General features: G+C 30.9%; 13 protein-coding genes. 1 reads left to right on the forward strand and 12 read right to left on the reverse strand.

The genetic code is table 11. The features are described from left to right. Positions 1-7: 7 nt before the first annotated feature. The 7 genes from B5D15_RS00680 to B5D15_RS00710 form a co-directional block, all read right to left on the reverse strand. Positions 8-2,590 (reverse strand): transglutaminase family protein, encoded by a 2,583-nt coding sequence (locus B5D15_RS00680; RefSeq protein WP_078695173.1) that lies wholly within the window; start codon positions 2,588-2,590, stop codon positions 8-10. Next, entirely contained in the window at positions 2,590-3,612 is a 1,023-nt protein-coding gene (locus B5D15_RS00685) for a carbohydrate-binding family 9-like protein (protein WP_078695174.1), read from the reverse strand. Before B5D15_RS00685 ends, B5D15_RS00680 begins: the two co-directional genes overlap by 1 nt. A 12-nt stretch (positions 3,613-3,624) precedes the next feature. Then, positions 3,625-4,944: an alpha-L-fucosidase gene (locus tag B5D15_RS00690; protein WP_242948656.1), complete on the reverse strand. Its 1,320-nt coding sequence runs from the start codon at positions 4,942-4,944 to the stop codon at positions 3,625-3,627. Continuing rightward, positions 4,895-5,959 carry a glycoside hydrolase family 18 protein gene (locus tag B5D15_RS00695; protein WP_078695176.1) on the reverse strand — a complete coding sequence of 355 codons (1,065 nt, stop codon included), beginning with the start codon at positions 5,957-5,959 and terminating at the stop codon, positions 4,895-4,897. The genes B5D15_RS00690 and B5D15_RS00695 overlap by 50 nt, the downstream gene beginning before the upstream one ends. A gap of 96 nt (positions 5,960-6,055) precedes the next feature. Next, positions 6,056-6,943 (reverse strand): carbohydrate ABC transporter permease, encoded by an 888-nt coding sequence (locus B5D15_RS00700; RefSeq protein ID WP_078695177.1) that lies wholly within the window; start codon positions 6,941-6,943, stop codon positions 6,056-6,058. A 13-nt stretch (positions 6,944-6,956) separates the two neighbouring features. After that, positions 6,957-7,919, reverse strand: coding sequence for an ABC transporter permease (locus B5D15_RS00705; protein WP_078695178.1), 963 nt, complete (start codon positions 7,917-7,919; stop codon positions 6,957-6,959). Between the two features lie 68 nt (positions 7,920-7,987). Further along, entirely contained in the window at positions 7,988-9,556 is a 1,569-nt protein-coding gene (locus tag B5D15_RS00710) for an extracellular solute-binding protein (protein WP_078695179.1), read from the reverse strand. Between the two features lie 279 nt (positions 9,557-9,835). On the opposite strand from B5D15_RS00710, the gene B5D15_RS00715 reads away from it, so the two are divergent. Then, the gene (locus tag B5D15_RS00715; protein WP_078695180.1) at positions 9,836-10,846 is read left to right on the forward strand and encodes a LacI family DNA-binding transcriptional regulator; all 1,011 of its coding nucleotides are present in this window, start codon (positions 9,836-9,838) and stop codon (positions 10,844-10,846) included. A 40-nt stretch (positions 10,847-10,886) separates the two neighbouring features. On the opposite strand, the gene B5D15_RS00720 is transcribed toward B5D15_RS00715, so the two are convergent. From B5D15_RS00720 to B5D15_RS00740, 5 genes are all read right to left on the reverse strand, one after another. Beyond that, a complete protein-coding gene (locus B5D15_RS00720) occupies positions 10,887-14,018 on the reverse strand; it encodes an alpha-mannosidase (protein ID WP_078695181.1) in 3,132 nt (1,043 codons plus the stop codon). Positions 14,019-14,022: 4 nt separating this feature from the next. Beyond that, a complete protein-coding gene (locus tag B5D15_RS00725; protein WP_078695182.1) occupies positions 14,023-15,117 on the reverse strand; it encodes a GntR family transcriptional regulator in 1,095 nt (364 codons plus the stop codon). Positions 15,118-15,293: 176 nt separating this feature from the next. Further along, on the reverse strand, positions 15,294-16,283 hold the full coding sequence (locus tag B5D15_RS00730) for a glycoside hydrolase family 130 protein (protein WP_078695183.1): 990 nt from the start codon (positions 16,281-16,283) through the stop codon (positions 15,294-15,296). A 36-nt stretch (positions 16,284-16,319) separates the two neighbouring features. Beyond that, positions 16,320-17,021 carry a DUF624 domain-containing protein gene (locus B5D15_RS00735; protein WP_078695184.1) on the reverse strand — a complete coding sequence of 234 codons (702 nt, stop codon included), beginning with the start codon at positions 17,019-17,021 and terminating at the stop codon, positions 16,320-16,322. Between the two features lie 131 nt (positions 17,022-17,152). After that, positions 17,153-19,153, reverse strand: coding sequence for a methyl-accepting chemotaxis protein (locus tag B5D15_RS00740; protein ID WP_242948663.1), 2,001 nt, complete (start codon positions 19,151-19,153; stop codon positions 17,153-17,155). Positions 19,154-19,403 lie beyond the last annotated feature (250 nt).

Consider the following 19,403-nt stretch of genomic DNA (forward strand, 5'->3'; position numbering starts at 1 on the left):
AATCCCCCTATTTATTTATTATTTTTATAATATCACTTGCAATTCCAAGCTTATATCCAATGGACTGATATATCAAATTGCCTTCTTTATCTGAAACGTACACAATAGGATATTTCTCAGGTATATCATTATTTGTTGCTTTTTTAATTTCTTTTAAAGCATCATTATTTATATCTATACAAAATATCACATTATCAGGAAGATTGCTTAATTCTTTATCATCAAAAGCTGATGTATATTTATCTTCTGCTATTATAAGGAAAATCCTGTTGCCCTTTTCATTAAACTCTTTAGAAAATTCTTTAAGCTCTCTCAAAAGATGCTTTGTAGGTTCCCTATCAGGCTCTATAAAAGCTAATACAATGCCATTATCCTTTAAGCTGTCTACAGCATTTAAGTTTTCATTATTCAAAGTTTTGACTTTAAAATCAATGGGCAATATGCCATAAAATTTATTTTCAGTTTCTTCACTTAAAAATTTAACATCTATATTTAAGGTTTCATTTCCTTTTATTTTTATAAAAGTAAACCTTACAAGAACTGTTCCATCTGAAAGTCTTGTTGCTGTTGTAAGCCTGTATTCCCCTTCTTCTAAATCTACTCCTTCTTTAAAAAGATTTATATCAATATCTTCAAAATCAAGAGAAGTAAATATTCCATTATTTAATTTTGCTATTGAAAAATTACCAAAATAAACAGGCTTCTGTGCAGAATCATCAAAATTAAATCTTATCTTTGATACTGCTCTATTTTGTTTTAAAACTTTATCTTCTCTCAGATTTACATCTATCCATTCTCCATTCTTTAAATACTGTGGCTTTTTATCTCCCATTCTCAGCCTTGCTGGAATCCCAAAACTTCTTGCCATTGCAACATAAAGAATATCCACTGAAGGAGAATCACATTTTTTAAGTTCAAAGGTACCTCTTGGGGTTGAATAACCCACATAATAATTATATCCATCTAAAATTTCTATGTTCTTTTTTATAAAATTTACAAGAAGCTTTGGTTCTTTTCTAAACTCATCAATCTCATGCTTTGAAAATCTGCTCTGAAAAAAATGTTTATATGCCCCTATCATCTCGTAATTAACCCTTGGGCACATTATATATTTAGTAAATACTTCATCCTCATGATTACCTTTCAATGGTAAAGAATATATTAAATGATCCGTAAGCACAGGAATAAATGTATCCGTTAAATCCTTTTCCTTTAAACTTTCAAGAAGTTTTAAAGGCCATTCTCCGTACTTTGGCGTTTGTTCTTTTATAAATTTCAATATTTCATGGCTGTTTCCTCTGCTCATCTTTAATATCTTCCATAGCCTGTCCTTGGGGAGCCCTAAGTTATATGCTTGCTCATCTGACTCTTTTTGACTTATAAAAGTATTTTCAAATGCTTTTCTTATATCATCTTCTTCTTTGAGCATTAAAGTATTTCTCTTTTGTTCCTCTTCAGTTATACTTGTTTCATTATCTTTAATCTCCGGTGGAGGAATCATTTTAAATTCAAGAGTTCCCTCTGCAACAGACTTTTGTGATATTATAACTTCAAAAACATCATTATCTTTAACGCTTATTTTCTGAAAACCAAAAACTCCATCTTTATGGGCATGAATAAGTATATCCCCATATCCTGTTGTCAAAGAAACTTCTCCTTTGTCATTCGTTGTAAGCCTTACAATAGGCCAGAATTCGCCGCTGTTAAAAATTTCAAATCTTACCTGTGCCCCTGTGACAAATTTTCCATTTTCATCTTTAATTTTAACCTTTATATTTTTACAAGGAGCATAATTTCTTAAAAGATTTATTTCCGTATACCATTCATGTGATAAGGTTATCTCTTCAGCACCCGTATAATTTCCCGCTATCCGCGTATTAACAAGCATAGCCCTTCTAGAAGGTGCTGTAAACCATCCCATATTAAGTCTCGGTTCCGGCTCACATGCCCCTAAAAAATACCATATTCCATCTGCCCATGCTTCAACCCATGCATGATTAGAATCACAATGAGCCCATCTTGGAGTATAGCATTGACGTGAAGGTATGCAAAGACTTCTTAATGCCGCAACAAGCAGTGTAGATTCTTCTCCGCATCTACCAAAAGCTGTACGAATAACTGTAAGCGGAGATGCTGTCCTTATATCTGTACTTATATAAGTTGCCTTCTCATGACACCAATGATTTACCTCACAAATAGCATCATACATGGATAAATCCTTAATCCTTGGATACAGCTCTTTAAACATGACTTCGGTAAAATTTTCTATGTTTTCATTATTTATTCTATACGGCAGTACAAAATGGAGAAAATCAGATCCACTTATTTTATTTCCCCAGGAAACCTTTGATTTTATGTTTAAAATATTTCTTATATGCTTTAAGAAAAATTCACCACTATAATCTGCCATATCATTTAAAGGCATATAAGCATATAAAAACTTTAGTAAAAATTCTTCTTCAGAAGTTAAATTATCATTAAAAACAGAAAAAAGCTCATTATACCTATTCTTTGCAATATCTTTTTTTATATTGAATTTGTGCTCTATTTTTTCCAAATATTCCTTATCTAATTCAAAACAGTTCTGCATTATAGCAACTCCTTCCAGACAAAGCCGTCTTCTCTTATACAAATTCTGTGTTTACCATCTTTCAATTTTACAGACATCTGAAAAAGACTGCTCGTTATCTCTATTTGTGGAAAAATATTAAACTTATCTTCTCCTTTTAATTCATTAAAATCGCTGGAATATTTTTTGTTTTTTTCATAATAATTTCTCTGTCTGTAATAAAGCTTTCTAAGTTCCCACTTAATAATTTCATCTTCCGGAATTATAAAATCAGTATCATCTGTTTCGGCAAACCAAACAAAACCCCAAAGTTCTGGATAATGGATATTAATGACTCCTGTTGGTGCCCAAACCCAGTTATCCTCTGGATAAGGCTTATTAGTATCTATATTTAAACATTTTACATAACTGTTATTTTCAATCTTTGTTTTCCACTCTACCCTTGAAAAATTAATTCTCCAATATTCCCCATGAACAGGCTTTCTTTTTTCCTTTGCACATTCAATAAGTACAGTCCAAGGCATAGCAACCTCAACACTCCATCCTTTATTGTCAGCTGATGGATTGTTAAGCTCACCGTCTATATAAACCGCTGTTTTTATTCCTCTAATATCAAAACTGTTCACAGGTATGCCATTGTCTCTGTAAGGTTTTGGCAAAAACAAATCCCAGATTGTATTTAATGCATTCATTTCAAATTCATAATAATTATGGGTATCCCCATCAGGATCTATAAATATTTCAAAATCATTATCATGAAATATAACACTATCCCTTTCAGTTAACGTTGCCCATATACTATCTTCTTCCATATAAGCTCCAAAATAAAGATAATCCTCATCCCAAAGCATTTTAAATCTCGTTTTTTTTGAAGGTTTAGGTTTTAAATCTCCTTCAATATCAACAAAATCAGAACTCCATGGAGCATCCTCCCAAAAAGGCTTATTTATATTACCATCTAAGTTAAATTCCTTATTCGTTTTTTTACATATATATTGCGGTGGAGAAAAAACTATATTTGGTTCTTTAACACCTGACAGCAATTTAACCCCTCCTTAATTCAATTCAATATTTTGTCCAGCTTCACGATACAAATCCAATTCCTCTTCAAATTCTACTTTTATAACCGTACAATTCTTATCTATAAATTCATCTTCAACATCTATCCAAAGGATTCCTGGAATATTAACCCATGGAGCCCCTCCTATTTTTTTATAGCTGAGTTCTTTTTCACTTCCAAGAACTGATATTTTTTTAATTTTATTTCTTATCCCCTTAACCGGTATATCATCATAAGGTTTATCAAAACAGAATAAGTAAAGCGTTTTATTATCCTTTGAAAGAGTAGTAGGCCCATAAAAATGTCCAAGGGGAAGTCCCGCTTTCGTTTCATATATCGCCTCTTTATGTTTATTTATCCACTCTCCAAGTCCTAAAAGCCTTTTTTCCTGCTCCTTATCTATACTTCCATCTTCCATAGGCCCTATATCAAGAAGCATATTCCCACCCATTCCTATACAATCAGCAAACATCCTTATAAGCTGTCGTACTGATTTATAATTTTTATCTTTATGCTGATATCCCCATGAATCATTAATAGTTACACAAAACTCCCATGGCCCTTCTGGTCTTATTATTGGAATCCCTTGCTCAGGAGTTTTATAATCCCCATATCCCCACATTCTCGAATTTAAAACAACATTAGGATTTAGCTTGTGCAAAAATTCTCTAAGCTCCTTCATTCTCCACTGCTGTGCACTTTTTTCCCAGTCCCCATCAAACCATAGCAAATCTACAGGAGCAAAATTAGTCATAAGTTCTTCAAGCTGCCCCCTGTGAAACTTTAGAAATCTTTCCCAAGCCTCAAAATCTTCTTCACCCTCTGGATGAGTATATTTATGCTTTTTAAAACTTTCTCCAGCTTCTCTCTCATCTTCTCTTAGAATAGAAGCATAATCAGGATGTGACCAATCAATATGTGAAAAATAAAGCCCGACTTTAATGCCTTCTTTTCTCATTGCCTCTGCGAAGGGCCTAACTAAATCTTTTCCTGCAGGCGTCTTTTTAACTACATTTAAATCACTAAGTTTTGTATCCCAAAGAGCAACTCCGTCATGATGCTTTGTCGTAAGAACAGCATATTTTGCGCCAATGTTTTTAAAAAGTTCTGCCCAGTATTCAGGGTCATAATTTTTTGCCGTAAAGCCATCACACTGCTTCATATAATCTTCATAGGATATACTTCCATGATAAAAAGACCACGACTCTGAAACGCCTTTTACTGCATATATACCCCAATGTATAAATATTCCAAGCTTAGCATCTTCAAACCACTGCTGCATCATCTTTATTCTCTCCTTCAAATTTCCTATCAATAATTTTATAAATTTTATCCAAAAGAGTTCCGCTTTTATCTAATGAATACTCCCAAAACATTATGCCCCCAAGATTATTATCCATTACATAGCGGCATTTATTTTCAATAGACTCCTCATCTTCATAAGAAATAAAATTTTCCCCATTAAAAAGATAACATGCTTTTGCATCATCGTCCCAATATCTTTTATATCCATTTTTATTTATATAATCTTCAAGGAGCACTGTATAGTCGTACATATACTCCCCTGTAGTTTTTGCAGTCTCATTTAACCCAGAACCACTACTTTTTACATTCTTCCACATTCTACCATAAAATGCAGCGCCTATTACTATTTTTTCGCTCGGCACTTTACACTCTTTTAACTTCATTATTGAATTATGAGCACTTATACTGTTTTTTTGTCCCTTTAAAGGCAAAAGATTGGCATGATGTCCTGTAATATTAGTAAAACTGCCTCTTAAATCATAGGTCATTACGTTTATAAAATCTAAATATTTATGAATAACTGGCATTTCCATATCCATAATTATTTCTTCAATAGCTCCGCTTGCTATTGTAAGCAGATAATATCTTCCGTCTTTTTTCCCTGCCACATCAAGCTTTTCTCTTAAATTTTTAAGCATTAAAGTAAAATTAAACTTATCTTCCTCTCTTGCCTTTATTCCTGCCTGATCCCAGCAGGGATATTCCCAATCCAAATCAATTCCATCAAAACCATTTTCTTTCATAAACTTAACTGCACTATCTGAAAAAATCTCCCTGCTCTCACAGTTAAGTGCAGCATCAGAGAATCCATCAGCTCCCCATCCGCCGATTGAAATTAAAATTTTAATATCAGGATTTTTATGTTTTATTTTTTCCAGTATACCTATCTTTTTTAAATCCGCAGAAACTTTTCCATCTTTTATATGTGCAAAAGCATAATTAATATGTGTTAGTTTTTCTGTTTTAATATCTTTTTCATCCCATATTTTACTATCATCCAAGTATGCAATTATTTTTAAAGCCATCTTAACTCTCCATTCTTTTTCTTTATATATTAAATATTTCCCATTTTATACATAGAACTGACAATTTAAATTGTCAGTTCTATGTATAATATATTGTTAACCCTTTACTGACCCAATCATAGTACCCTTTACAAAATATTTTTGTACAAATGGATAAACTATCAGAATAGGAACCGTTGTAACCATAATAGTTGCCATCGTTAGAGTCTTTTGTGATACGTTTGATGAATTTTCATTTCTAATAGTAATTCCCTGTCTGGTCATAGCCTCCTGAGTATTAGTAATAATTTCTCTAAGAACAGCCTGTAAGGACCATTTATCCTTATCAAAAATGTATACTATCGAACCAAAGAAGTCATTCCAAAAACCTACAGCTAAAAATAATGCAATTGTAGCTAAAATAGGCTTCGATAAAGGCAGTATAATCTTAAAAAATACTGTTAAATCCGATGCTCCATCTATCTTTGCAGATTCTTCAAGGCTGTCTGGAATACCTTTGTAGAAATTTTTTATAACAAGAATATTCCATACACTGATGCAGCCTGGTAGAAACAACGCCCAATAAGTATCAAGCATGTGAAGCTTTTTTAAGAGAAGATATTCCGGTACTAATCCACCGCCAAAAAACATTGTAAATAAAAATAAGTATGTAAATATTTTTCTACCTGGCATATCTTTCTTTGACAATGGATATGCTGTCATTGCAGAAACTAATGTACCTATACCTGCTCCTCCTATTGTTACTATCAAAGATGTTTTTAATCCATATAAAATAGATCTATTTCTAAAAACCATTTTATAAGCATCGAGAGTAAAACCCTTTGGCTTTAAAAAAGCTCCACCGCTCATCGCAAGTTCCGGCTTACTGAAGGAATACATTATAACGTACCAGAAAGGATATATCATAAGAATCATTAAAATAACCATTAGTATAACATTTATAACATGAAAAATTCTTTCTCCCTTTGATTCTTTTATTGCCATATACTCACCTCCATCACCATACTCCTTCTTCACCGATTTTATTTGCAATTTTATTTGTAATTATTACAAGAATTAATGCAATAACCGATTTAAACATACCTGCTGCTGCACCTAGACTGTAAGCAGCCTCCTTTATACCTTTTCTATAAATATAAGTATCTATTATATCTGCAACTGGAAGAACCATATCATTATAAAGAAGGAATATTTGTTCAAAACCTGCATTTAATATTCCGCCAAGTCCAAGTATAAACAACGTCATAATAACAGGTTTTATGCTTGGAAGCGTTATATAAAACATTCTCTGAAAAAGATTTGCACCATCAATAGTTGCAGCTTCATAAAGCTCAGGGTCAACTCCCGCTAAAGCTGCCATATAAATAATAGTACCCCATCCAATACCTTTATATATATCAGTAACTACCAAAAGACTTCTGAATGTACTTTTACTTCCTAAAAAATCATAGGGAACTCCGCCAGTAAAGACCTTAATTATCTCATTTATAAAGCCATCTACAGGATTTAGAAAAGCTCTAATTATTCCTGCAAAAACAACCCATGAAATAAAGTGTGGAAGATACACAACTGTTTGAGTAACTTTTTTAAACTTAAGATTTTTAAGTTCATTTAATAAAAGTGCTAAAATAATTGGTGCGGGAAAACCAAAAATCATTTTAAGGAGGCTTATAATAAGGGTATTTTTCATAACTAAAGGAAACTTAGGAGTATTAAATAAGTCTTGAAAATTTTTAAATCCAACCCAAGGACTTTCAAAAATTCCCTTGAACATATTGTAGTCTTTAAAAGCAATAATCGAGCCATACATAGTTGCGTATCTGAATACCAATAAATGAATGAACCCCGGTAAAATAAGTAAATATAAATATTTATACTTGCAAATATTAGCCCATATTTTTTTAGATGTATTTTTTTTCTTTACTATTTTTTTATTCATCAAAACATTAACTTCACTCATCTTACTTCACTTCCCTTAAATAAGAGATATTTCTAACAATTTTATGTTAGAAATATCTCCAAAACTTTTTACTGTACTTTTAATTCCTTGTCATAAAATTCCTTGAATTTTTCAAATTCCACCTGTTCTCTGTTATAAAGATCAGTAGCTTCTTTTTCTATTTGATGTCCTTCAAATTTGTTATAAAATGCATTTACAAATTTATCATATTCCGATATATCCTTTTGACCTGTTATAATACCAACAAATACCTCATTCATCATATCATCTATTTCAGTAGCATGTTTCATGTAAGTAGGCATATTATCTCTAACGCTTAAGCTAAAGTGATGTATTCTATCCCTTGCTGCATTAGCAGACTTTGCTCTATCTTCAGCAAGTTTTGCAATCTGTGGTGGATCTTCTACAAGTTTTGGACCAAACCATATCCAACCAAGTGAACCTAATCCAAGATTATTCTTTTCTTCTTCTGATATTGTTCTTACAACTTTCCCATTTTCAATTTTGTAGTGTTTTCCTTCTTCGCCATATTCGTTAAGCATACCTATTTCTTTTGTCATCATCTTATCAAGAACATTTACAACAGCCTGTGGATCTTTAGCATGACTCGTTACGCTTATATAGCACCATGATCCTGGCGGCTCTGGATAGTCTGCACTAAAACCTTCAGGTCCTTTTATTGGGTCAATTGGCAAAAGCTCCGCATTAGGAACATTAGCCTTCAAAGCCTTGTTTGTTCCATCTTCTGGATTATAAAAACTCTGCCAGCTATAGAACATACCTATCTTATTCTTTGATACGAGCTGTCCAATATCATTACCTGTAAATATAGTAGGTTCAATTAAACCTTCTTTATACATATCTCTAAGAACTATTAAAGCCTGCTTTGTTTCTGGAACTGTAGCTCCAAGCTTTACAGTACCATCCTTATACTTTCCGAAAAAGTCCGGTGCATAACCGTAGGCATAGAATATAGGTGAAAATGCTCTCCAGTCAACTGATCCTGAATTTTGACCCCCAAAACCGTAAGTATCGTTTTTACCGTTACCATCGGGGTCATTCTTTGTAAACGCTCTTGCAACTTTTATAAAATCATCAACTGTTTTCGGAACTTCAAGCCCTAATTTATCAAGCCAATCCTTTCTTACAAAAGTTGACATACAGCAGCCGTTACCACCTATATCTGTAGGAATTCTATAAAGCTTTCCATCCTTATAATATGGGAATAGCATTTCTGCAGTCATTTTTTTCAATATATTTTTATCCGCTGTATTCTTTAAAAGAGGTATCAAATCAACAAGAAGACCTGCTTCTACCCACTGCGTATATTCTTTGCCCATTCCATTAAACCAAAGCACATCAGGCATTTTATCTTTATCCTGCATTAGAAGATTTGTTTTAACATTCTTTTCTTCCCATCCTGGGAGCATAATAAAATCAAATTCCGCATTCAACTTATTTCCAAGTTCTTTTTGGAACCATGTATCAGGTTTTTTAGGTCCACCCATTAATGTCATCGATATCTTTATTTTTTCTGTAGAGTTAGTTGAAGATGCTTCCTCTTTTTTGCATCCTGCAAAAAATGAACTAATTAGAGTAACTATTAAAAATAGACTTAGAATTTTTTTACGGTTCATTTTATCCCCCCTAATTTAATAAATTGTATATTTAGATTATAAATAAGGTTATTTTTTGTTTTTAACCTTATTTATAATCTAATTATAACCCGATTTTGTTTTTAAATCAATATATATTTGTAAAATATATAAAATTTTTAATATTATTTATTGAATAATTTATTTAAACATTAACGATAATTGTATTGTATTTGTAATCCACAATATATATAATATATAATACTTATAGTAATTTTATTTAGTAAACATCCAAATATAAAAGATATGTAGGTGATTTAAATGTCTAAATCTAAAGTAACTCTTGAAGATATTGCTTCATTGCTAAACGTTTCAAAAAATACTGTTTCCAAAGCTCTAAGGGGTGCTCCTGGAGTAAGTGATGAGTTAAGAGAAAAAATATGTAATTTGGCGGTTGAATTAAATTATAAAAAGTTTCAAAAAAATAACCTAAATTTAACTTATAATATAACTTTACTATGTCGTAAAACTTTCTTGATAGATGAAACGTTTTGGGCAAAAGTTTTATATGGTATAACAAACTACGCAAGCCAAAACAATATAAAATTAAATATTGTTAATGTTGATGAAAATAAAGAAGATAAACCTGATACACTCTCAACTATTTTATCAAATGATATTGATGGAATTATAATAGCTGGAACTATAAGCGATAATTTTCTAAAAAGAATTAAAAATTCACGCATACCCTTTATAGTAATAGATCATTATAGCGAGGAAATAGAATGTGATTATATAAATACATCAAACCAATCTGGAATATACAAATTAATTAAACATCTTTATAAGAATGGTCATAAAAAAATAGGTTTTATAAGCAACTATATATCTGCTCATAGTTTCGAAGAAAGACTTGATGCATTCAAAAAGTATATGAATTATTTTAAACTTCCAATAAGCGAAGAATATTTATGGTTAGAAGCTCAATACATAGAAACTAATTATTTAAAAAATAACATTTTATCTACAATAAAAAATAGTAGCTTCCCTACCGCATGGGTATGTGTAAATGATAATACAGCTTTAACATTTATAAAAGCATTAAACGAAATTAATCTTAAAGTTCCAGAAGATATTAGTGTGGTTGGTTTTGACAATATTTCTGTTTCTAGTTTTTCTGAACTTACAACAATTAACATTCCGAAAGAAATTATGGGGCAAAAAGCAATGGAGCAGCTTATTTATAGGATAAAAAACCCACGCAGCCCTTATATAGATATAAGACTTTCTGTATCCCTAATTGAAAGGAATTCAGTTAAGAATATAAGCTAAACAAAAAAACAGGACCTTATAATAAGATCCTGCTTTTTTATTATAAACTTTTTAGTTTTAATTTAAAACTCTTTATCTCATAGGGCTTAATTTCAAAAGAAAAACTATTCTTGTCCGCTTTAAGAATCTGAATATCTCTTTCTATTAAATTACACTCAATAACTTCTTTAATTTCTGCAAAAGATGAAACTTTAACATTAGTTCTTTTATTATGGAATTCATACATCCTAATTAATATATCTTCACTGTCCTCAGATTTTTTTACGACTTCAATCATTACATTATCTTTGTCAACACTAATTATAGATAATTTTTCAGGAAGTTTTCCATTGTGTTCATCTTCTATTTTAGTATATAATGGCACATTAAGATTATAAGCCATATGAGCAGTATTGGCGTCTCTCCAATCATTTGCATGAGGGTAAAGTGAATAAGTAAAAATGTGTTCTTCCTGGTCAGTAGTCAAATTAGGCTCTATACCGCTTTTAATAAGAGTCAATCTCATAACTCCATCTTTAATATCATGTCCATATTTACTATCATTTAGAAGACTTACTCCAAAACCTCCTTCTGAAATATCAACCCACTTTTGTCCAACAACTTCAAATCTTGCAACATCCCATGATGTATTATAATGAGTTGGTCTTTCAATATTTCCATACTGTATTTCATAAGTAGCTTTAGATGTATTTATATCTATAGGGAACGCTGCTTTTAATAAAACTTGATGTTCCTTCCAATCTACATATGTATTAAAATCAATTCTTGGTATATCATTATATACATATATATTTTGTATAATAATAGAATCAGAGAATTTCCTTTTTATTCTCAATGCTGCTCTTACCGGTCCTCTTTCAACAATCTCAATACTTTGAATATTATCGATCTTCCACATCTTTTCCTGATAATAAATATCTATATCCCAATTATCAAAATTCATAGGTTTATCTTCAAAAGCTAAGAGAACATTTAAAATTTCACCTTCTTTTAATAGTTCTCTATTATTTTTTTTATCATAAAAAGATTTTATCTGTCCTTTATCATCTAATGAAATCTTAAAGAATTCATTTTCAATTATATCTTTGTCAACCTTAATACTGCTCTCTTTTTTAGAACTTCCTTCCTTTATTGTATAAGCTTTATAACCTAATGGCGGAATACCTTCTGCGAAAAATACAGTTCTATTTTTACCAATTTTCTGACATACTATTTCTTTTCCTGCTTCATCAATCAAAATAACATCTTTCATGTTATTTGGTATATCAAAAACTACAATATCATTCCTTTCAAAAGAAAGAGTATTAAATACAACTAAAGATTTATTATTTAAATTTATATTTGCAGCTATAGCCTCAATACCCTCACAAAGTATATCCTTTCCGTTTTGTATAATTTCTTTATACTCCTCTTTAGTAACATCATAAACCTCTTTAATAGATGATCCTGGAAGTATATCATGAAACTGATTTAAAAGTATATTTTCCCATCCCTTGTTCAGCTTTTGCTGAGGATAATTTTTCCCTAATAGTTTTGCAAAAGAACTTACCTTTTCAGCAGAAGTGTATAAGTTTTCGCTTATCCTATTATCTCTCTTATTTCTCGCCATAGATGTATAAGTCCCTCTATGATATTCAAGATACAATTCTCCTACCCATTTAGGCAGTCTCTTATTTCCTTTTACTTTTTTCTCTAATCTTTTAAAATAATCCAAAGATGTACCCATATTAACTTTAGGGCAACCTGGAATACCCTTATTTAATCTTCTCGCAACCTCAAGCATTTCATAAGTTGCTCCTCCTCCTCCATCTCCAAAACCAAAGGAAACAAGAACATCATTGTTTATATCTTTTTGCTGATATCTATCCCAAGCCCCTATTATTGCTCCTGGGTGTATCTGTCCATTATAAGTTGTAAAATGTGATTTTGGATCCTGATACGGATCTTTAGTCGTTATAAAATGTGTCAAAATTTCTGTACCATCTATTCCTCTCCACATAAATGTATCGTAAGGAAGTTTATTAAACTGATTCCAAGCAATTTTTGTAGTCATAAAATAATTAACATCTGATTTTTTAAGTATCTGAGGAAGTGCTGCACTATATCCAAAAACATCTGGAAGCCATAGTATTTCACTTTCTATTCCAAATTCTTCTTTAAAGAACCTTTTCCCAAATAATATTTGACGCACAAGCGATTCTCCACAGGTTACATTACAGTCAGCTTCGAGCCACATAGCCCCTTCTGCTTCCCAAACACCTTCTTTTATTTTTTGCTTTACTTTTTCATATACTTTGGGATGATCTTCTTTTAAAAATTTATAAAGCTGAGGCTGACTTGACATAAAAACATACTCGGGATAATGTTCCATAAGCTTTAATACCGTTGAAAAACTCCTTGCAACCTTTTCTCTGGTCTGTGCAACAGTCCAATGCCAAGCAACATCTATGTGAGTATGTCCAACACATGTTGCTATAACTTCACTATGTCCGCATAATTTTTCATAAAATTCTTCTCTTAGATATTCATTAGCTTTATTTATGCTCTCATAAAACCCGCTTGAAAATGGCTTTCTTAAATCCAATATATTTACAGCTTCATTTAAAACATTTAGCATATCAATTCTTCTTTTATCTTCTTTGTCAAGTTTCTCACAGACCCATACAGGTACCTGTAAATTAAAGAACAATTCTCTAGTAGATTTATCTATTACAACTAATTCACCAAAAAGTTTAGCCTTTCTATCTATAAGACCGCTATAAGCATGTAAATCAATTTCATAAACTTTCCCTTTTTCAGCACAATCAGAAATAATAACTTCCCTATGATTAATATCAAGTCCCTGAATATATTCTCCATTGATATAAAGAATAAATTGAGGATTTATAGCATCCCATCCTTCATCAAAAGTCTTAAAATTAAGTGCAACAACTTTTCCAGCAAAATCCTCAGGTATACTTACGCTTGTTTTAAACCAACAGTGATAATCTCTTCCTCCCCAGTTCTCCCCTGTTTTAAAGTCCTTCCATTCTCCTTTAGAATTATTTATACCTTCCATACCAAGGAAATTACCTTCCATCATCTTATAGTCGGTAATTTCCACCTTTTTAGGATAAACATAATTTTTTAATTCATTGCATATTTTTTGGATTCTCTCTAATACATAATACATAGCTCTACCCCTTCAAAATATTTTTTATTGACTTTCTTTTTATTAGTTTTACTGGAATTACAGCTTTTTTCTGAATTCCCCCTTCCCTTTCAATATATTCAATAACCAATTCTGCAGCTTTTTTGCCTATTTCATAAAAATCCTGTTCTATTGTTGTTAATTCTATATCCATTTGCTGCAATACAGGTACATTATCAAATCCAGCTAATGATATATCATTAGGCACATTTATTCCTTGCACATTTAAACTTTTTAAAATATCTAAAGCAATAAAATCATTCTCACAAATTATAGCTGTTACTCCACAATCATAAAGTTTTTTACATATTTTTATCAAATCATAATTTTCATGCTTTAAATATCCATTTATAACAACATTATCATCTATATTGATGTTACTATCCTTTAAAGCTTTAACATATCCTAAAAACCTCTCCCTTACTGAAGAAGCAGAACTTATATCTATACTTGATATAAATGCAATTTTTTTATGGCAAAGTTCTATAAGATATTTACACAGTTCATATCCTCCGCCAAAATTATCAGAAACAGCATAGCTTATAGGCAAAGAATCAAAATATTTATCAATAGTAACTATTGGATATTTCTTTGTATAAAGAAGATATAATATATCAAAATTATTCATATTTTTTGCTGGATAATATATTATACCCTTTGCTCCAGCTGAACTCATTTTTGTAATATATTCTTTTTCTTTAAATTCATCACCATCTGTACAATTTACAGAGAGAAAATATCCCTTTGAATATAAATAATCACTGGCACCTTTTATGTAATCTATGAATCTTCCTGAAGAATTTTCATAGGGCAATATCATAGAAATAAACTTCTGTTTATAAATCTCTTGTTTAGAAGCATTTTCATTTAAAAAACTTCCATGCCCTTTTTTTCTATAAATGAGCCCCATATTCTTAAGCTCTTCAAGTGCTCTTTTAGCCGTTATTCTGCTAACATTATAATATTCCATTAGCTCTTTTTCTGTAGGCAACTTTTGTCCTTTAACCATTTCTCCCTTTTCTATATTTTCTATCAAATCCTGAACTATTTTGCTGTATAGAGTTTTCTTATCTTCCTTCATCTTATTACCTCACAATGATATATCATTATACTTATATTATATATCTATTGATATGACATATTCAATAATTATTTAAATATTTTTAATTATTTCTATACAAAAATTATTTCAGACTCAACATAAAGGCTGTTTACAATATTTAATTATCATAAACAGCCTTTGTCTAAACACATATATTAAAGTTTTGAATTATCCTTTATAAAATTAATAAGTTCATCTGCCTGTGCAAAGCAAACCCCTGTCACAGTATCTGCACATCCATAATAAATAGCAATTCTTCCACTGTCTTTATCATGTAAAGCTGCGCAAGGAAACACTACATTAGGTACATCTCCGACACATTCATAAAGTTTTTGAGGAGATAAAAGATATGGCTCAGTTCTATACTTAACTTTCCACGGTTCATCAATATCAAGTAATGCTGCTCCAAAACTATATACATAACCATTACATGAAGTTAACACTCCATGATAGAAAAGAAGCCATCCTTCCTCAGTTTCAATAGGTACAGGTCCTGCCCCTATCTTTGTTGACTGCCACCATCCTCTTGGTGCCATAACATGACGGTGTTTTCCCCAATATATAAGATCTGGTGATTCACTATAAAATATATCTCCAAATTTAGTATGACCTGTATCGCTTGGTCTGCTTAGCATAGCATATTTACCATTTATTTTTCTTGGAAATAAAACACCATTTCTGTTATAAGGTAGAAAAGCATTTTCTAATTGATAAAAAGTTTTAAAATCAAAAGTATATGCAATCCCTATTGTAGGTCCATGATATCCATTGCACCATGTAACATAATACCTATCCTCAATAAAACATACTCTCGGGTCATATCCATATTCAAATTTCCCAATTTCTTCATCTTCATACTTAAATCTAATAGGTTCTTCATCGATTATCCAATTTATACCATCTTTACTGAAGCCTGCATGTAAAAGCATCTCTCTTCTCTTGTCATCACACCTGAAAACTCCAGCAAATCCATCTTTAAAAGGAACTACAGCACTATTAAATATACTATTGCTCCTTTTTATAGCATCTCTTTGAATAATTGGATTTTTAGAATACCTCCAGACAACATCTCTGCAGCCTTCTGGTTTTTCTTCCCAAGGTATGTTTGGCAGACTACCTGATAATATCATTTTTTTGACCCCCATTCATAAATTCTTTATTTAAAATAAAAATTTATAAGCTTATTTATCAAGCAAAGAATCTTGTTTTTTCTTCATTTCTTCCAAATCTTGTATAATATTTTTTTGAATATACATAATACCAAAGGCTATGACGCTTGCAAAAATCAAAAAAGGAAGAATAGATAAATAGAGCATAATTTGACTAATCAATATTACCATAAAAATTAATATCAATGTATTTTTAACTTTAACTATTAAAAAAAACATTGAAAACTTTATTAAGTCCTTAGTTTTTAAATAAAATCGGGTCAATACAGGGTACATATATAACCCTATACTTAATATAAAAAATAGAAGCACATAAAAAACAGGAATCAAAAATTTTCCATGACCTATATTTTTTATAATCCTTATATCCTCAATAAGAGCAAAAATTATTAAAAATTGAACTGACCACACAAATAAAGATTGAACAAAATTAACTTTATATGCCTTAAAATAATCCCTAACTGTATTTATATCCTTTTCTCTTTCAAGTTTGCCCATTATACTTAAAAGAGCTGTAGCAGCAGGACCTTCAAGTAAAAAAGTAACTACAAAAAATAAAAATCCTTCTGAAAATATCTTTTCTTTATATGCAGCTATAGTTAAAATTAGCGGGAAACTAGTTAAAACAAAACAAAAATTCGCCATAAAAAAATACCATATATAATTTGAAATAGTATATAAAGGGGAATCAAAAATATCTTTTTTCTTTACCACGAAATTTCTCCTTTTTAATAAAAATTACAATAATTAAATGTTACCTTATTTTTAACTTTTTTTCAAGCAAAAATCACCATAGATAACCATATTTGTCATCATCTATGGTGATATTTTATATAATATTTCTCTTATAATTTAATTATACTCATTACTTCCTTAAGCTTATTTGCACCCTCTAAATTTTCGTGGGATGTCTCCCTTACTCCATCGATTGCAACTACTATGTTTTGAGTTTTGCCCGCGATGTTTTCTGTACCTATTGCCCCCTCATTAACAGTTTTTGCAACATCTCCTATTGCCTTTACTATGTCTGCTACGGCTTTATTTGCCTCTTTTATCTGAATATTTACTTCTTCCATATAATCAGCAATTTTATCAGCATCATTATTGTACTGGCCTGCCAATTCTATAAAAGCGTTATAATCGCTGTTAACATTATTTTCTATGAATTCGAGCATTTCGCTTCCGCCCTTTGATAGGTTTTGAACGGAGCGGTTTACAACCTCAACAACCTTTTGTATATTTTCTGCTATCTTTGAGGACTCCTCAGCAAGCTTTCTGACCTCATCTGCAACAACTGCAAATCCTCTTCCTGCTTCTCCAGCTCTTGCCGCTTCAATTGCTGCGTTAAGAGCAAGAAGATTTGTTTGAGATGTTATTCCTATTATAGCATCTGCAAGTTCGTTTATTTTCTGTACCTGTTTAGAATCATCGATTGCTTTTTCTAAATCAACTTTTACCTTTTCATATATTTTAAGAGCATTATCTTTAGATTCTTTAGTTCCATTTTCAATCATCTCTGCCCTATCTTTTATTTCGTCAGCATACTGTGCAACTTTTTCTATTCTTTCTTTTATATTCTCAACATTTGAGAGTATTGCATCTGAAGTTGCTGTAACCTCTTCAGTAGATGCTGAGGTTTCTTCCATGCCGGCCGCAAGCTGCTCAGTTGTAGCCATAGTATCATCCGCCTCAAGTTTTAGAGAATCAACGGTCTTTGTAACTTTATTTGCATTCTCTTCAATTATATTTGAAACCTCAAGTATCTTACTTACAATTTCTCTAAGCTCCTTTCTAAGATTTGCTACAGCGCCTGCAATATGCCCAACCTCACCTTTATATTTTAAAAGATAATCATATTCTGCCTTGTTACCAAGTTGAAAATTAGAAGTTTCATCAATTAGATTAACAATCTTTTTAAGAGGTTTTGTAAACCTATTAACAAAGAAGTACGCTGCCACAAGGGCTATTATGCCTATAACTCCAAAAACCAAAAGAAGCGAATATATCATTTTATTAATTGGTGCTACAATTTCGCTTTTATCAGCAGTAGTAACAACAATCCATCCTGTCTTTTTTGTAAAATCATAGGCTGCTATTTTATCTATGCCTTTGTAATTATAAACTATAGCATTCCTTGAAAGTTTTTCCCCTGATTTTAACTTTTCAACTAAAGCTTTAACTGTATCATTTTCAACTAATTTTCCTATCTTCTCTTTATCCTTATGGTAAACCATCATGCCCTTTTCATCAACAATATATGTATAACCTGATTTTAATCCCGCAACTCCTTCATCTTTAACAAATTTAGAAAAACTGCTGCACTTTACTGCACTTGCAACAAAACCCTTAATATCCCCATCTATTATTACAGGATAAGTAACTGCAACTACAAGCTCCCCTGTTGATTTTGATACTAAAACTTCACTTATTACAGGCTTTTTATTATTTAATGTATCAATAGTATACTGCCTGTCCATAACACTTTTACCAATAAGTTTTCTATCGCTGTCCGCAACAACTGTACCTTCTTTATTAACCAAAAATATATGTTCACAATTTCCAACATCATTTAAATGGTTATCGAATATTCTGCTTACAGTTTCAGAATCTCCTTTTCCTGATAGAAGATTTTTTACGTCATTTGATTCTGAAAGACCATGAAGCTCTGATATTTCCCTTTCAAGTAAAACATCAATCTTTTCAGCTTCAGAAGAGGAAACATTTAGTATTTCACCCTTAACTCTATTATTAATCTCATTTTTTACCTTAGTATTTGTGGTCATCCCAATAATAATCATAGCTGAAACAAAAACCGTCAGAATAAGTATTGATATTTTTTTCCCCATTGACACCTATTATTCCCCCTCTTTTTTATATTTAATATAGTTGTCGACATTTTTTTTGCATACTTTACATATTTTTTACACAAATATACTTTTCGTATATGTACCTATAAAATTTTTAAAATATATTCTTGTTATAAAACGTATTTGCTCTATATATTATAATTATAATCTTTTAGATATTTTTTACGGGTTATCTGATTAAAAATTGAGATTATACTATAAAATTAAGGCAATACCTTCTTACTAAAGG

Origin of the sequence: Caloramator quimbayensis (assembly GCF_900167605.1) — a bacterium.
Classification (GTDB): Bacteria; Bacillota; Clostridia; order Clostridiales; family Caloramatoraceae; genus Caloramator_B; species Caloramator_B quimbayensis.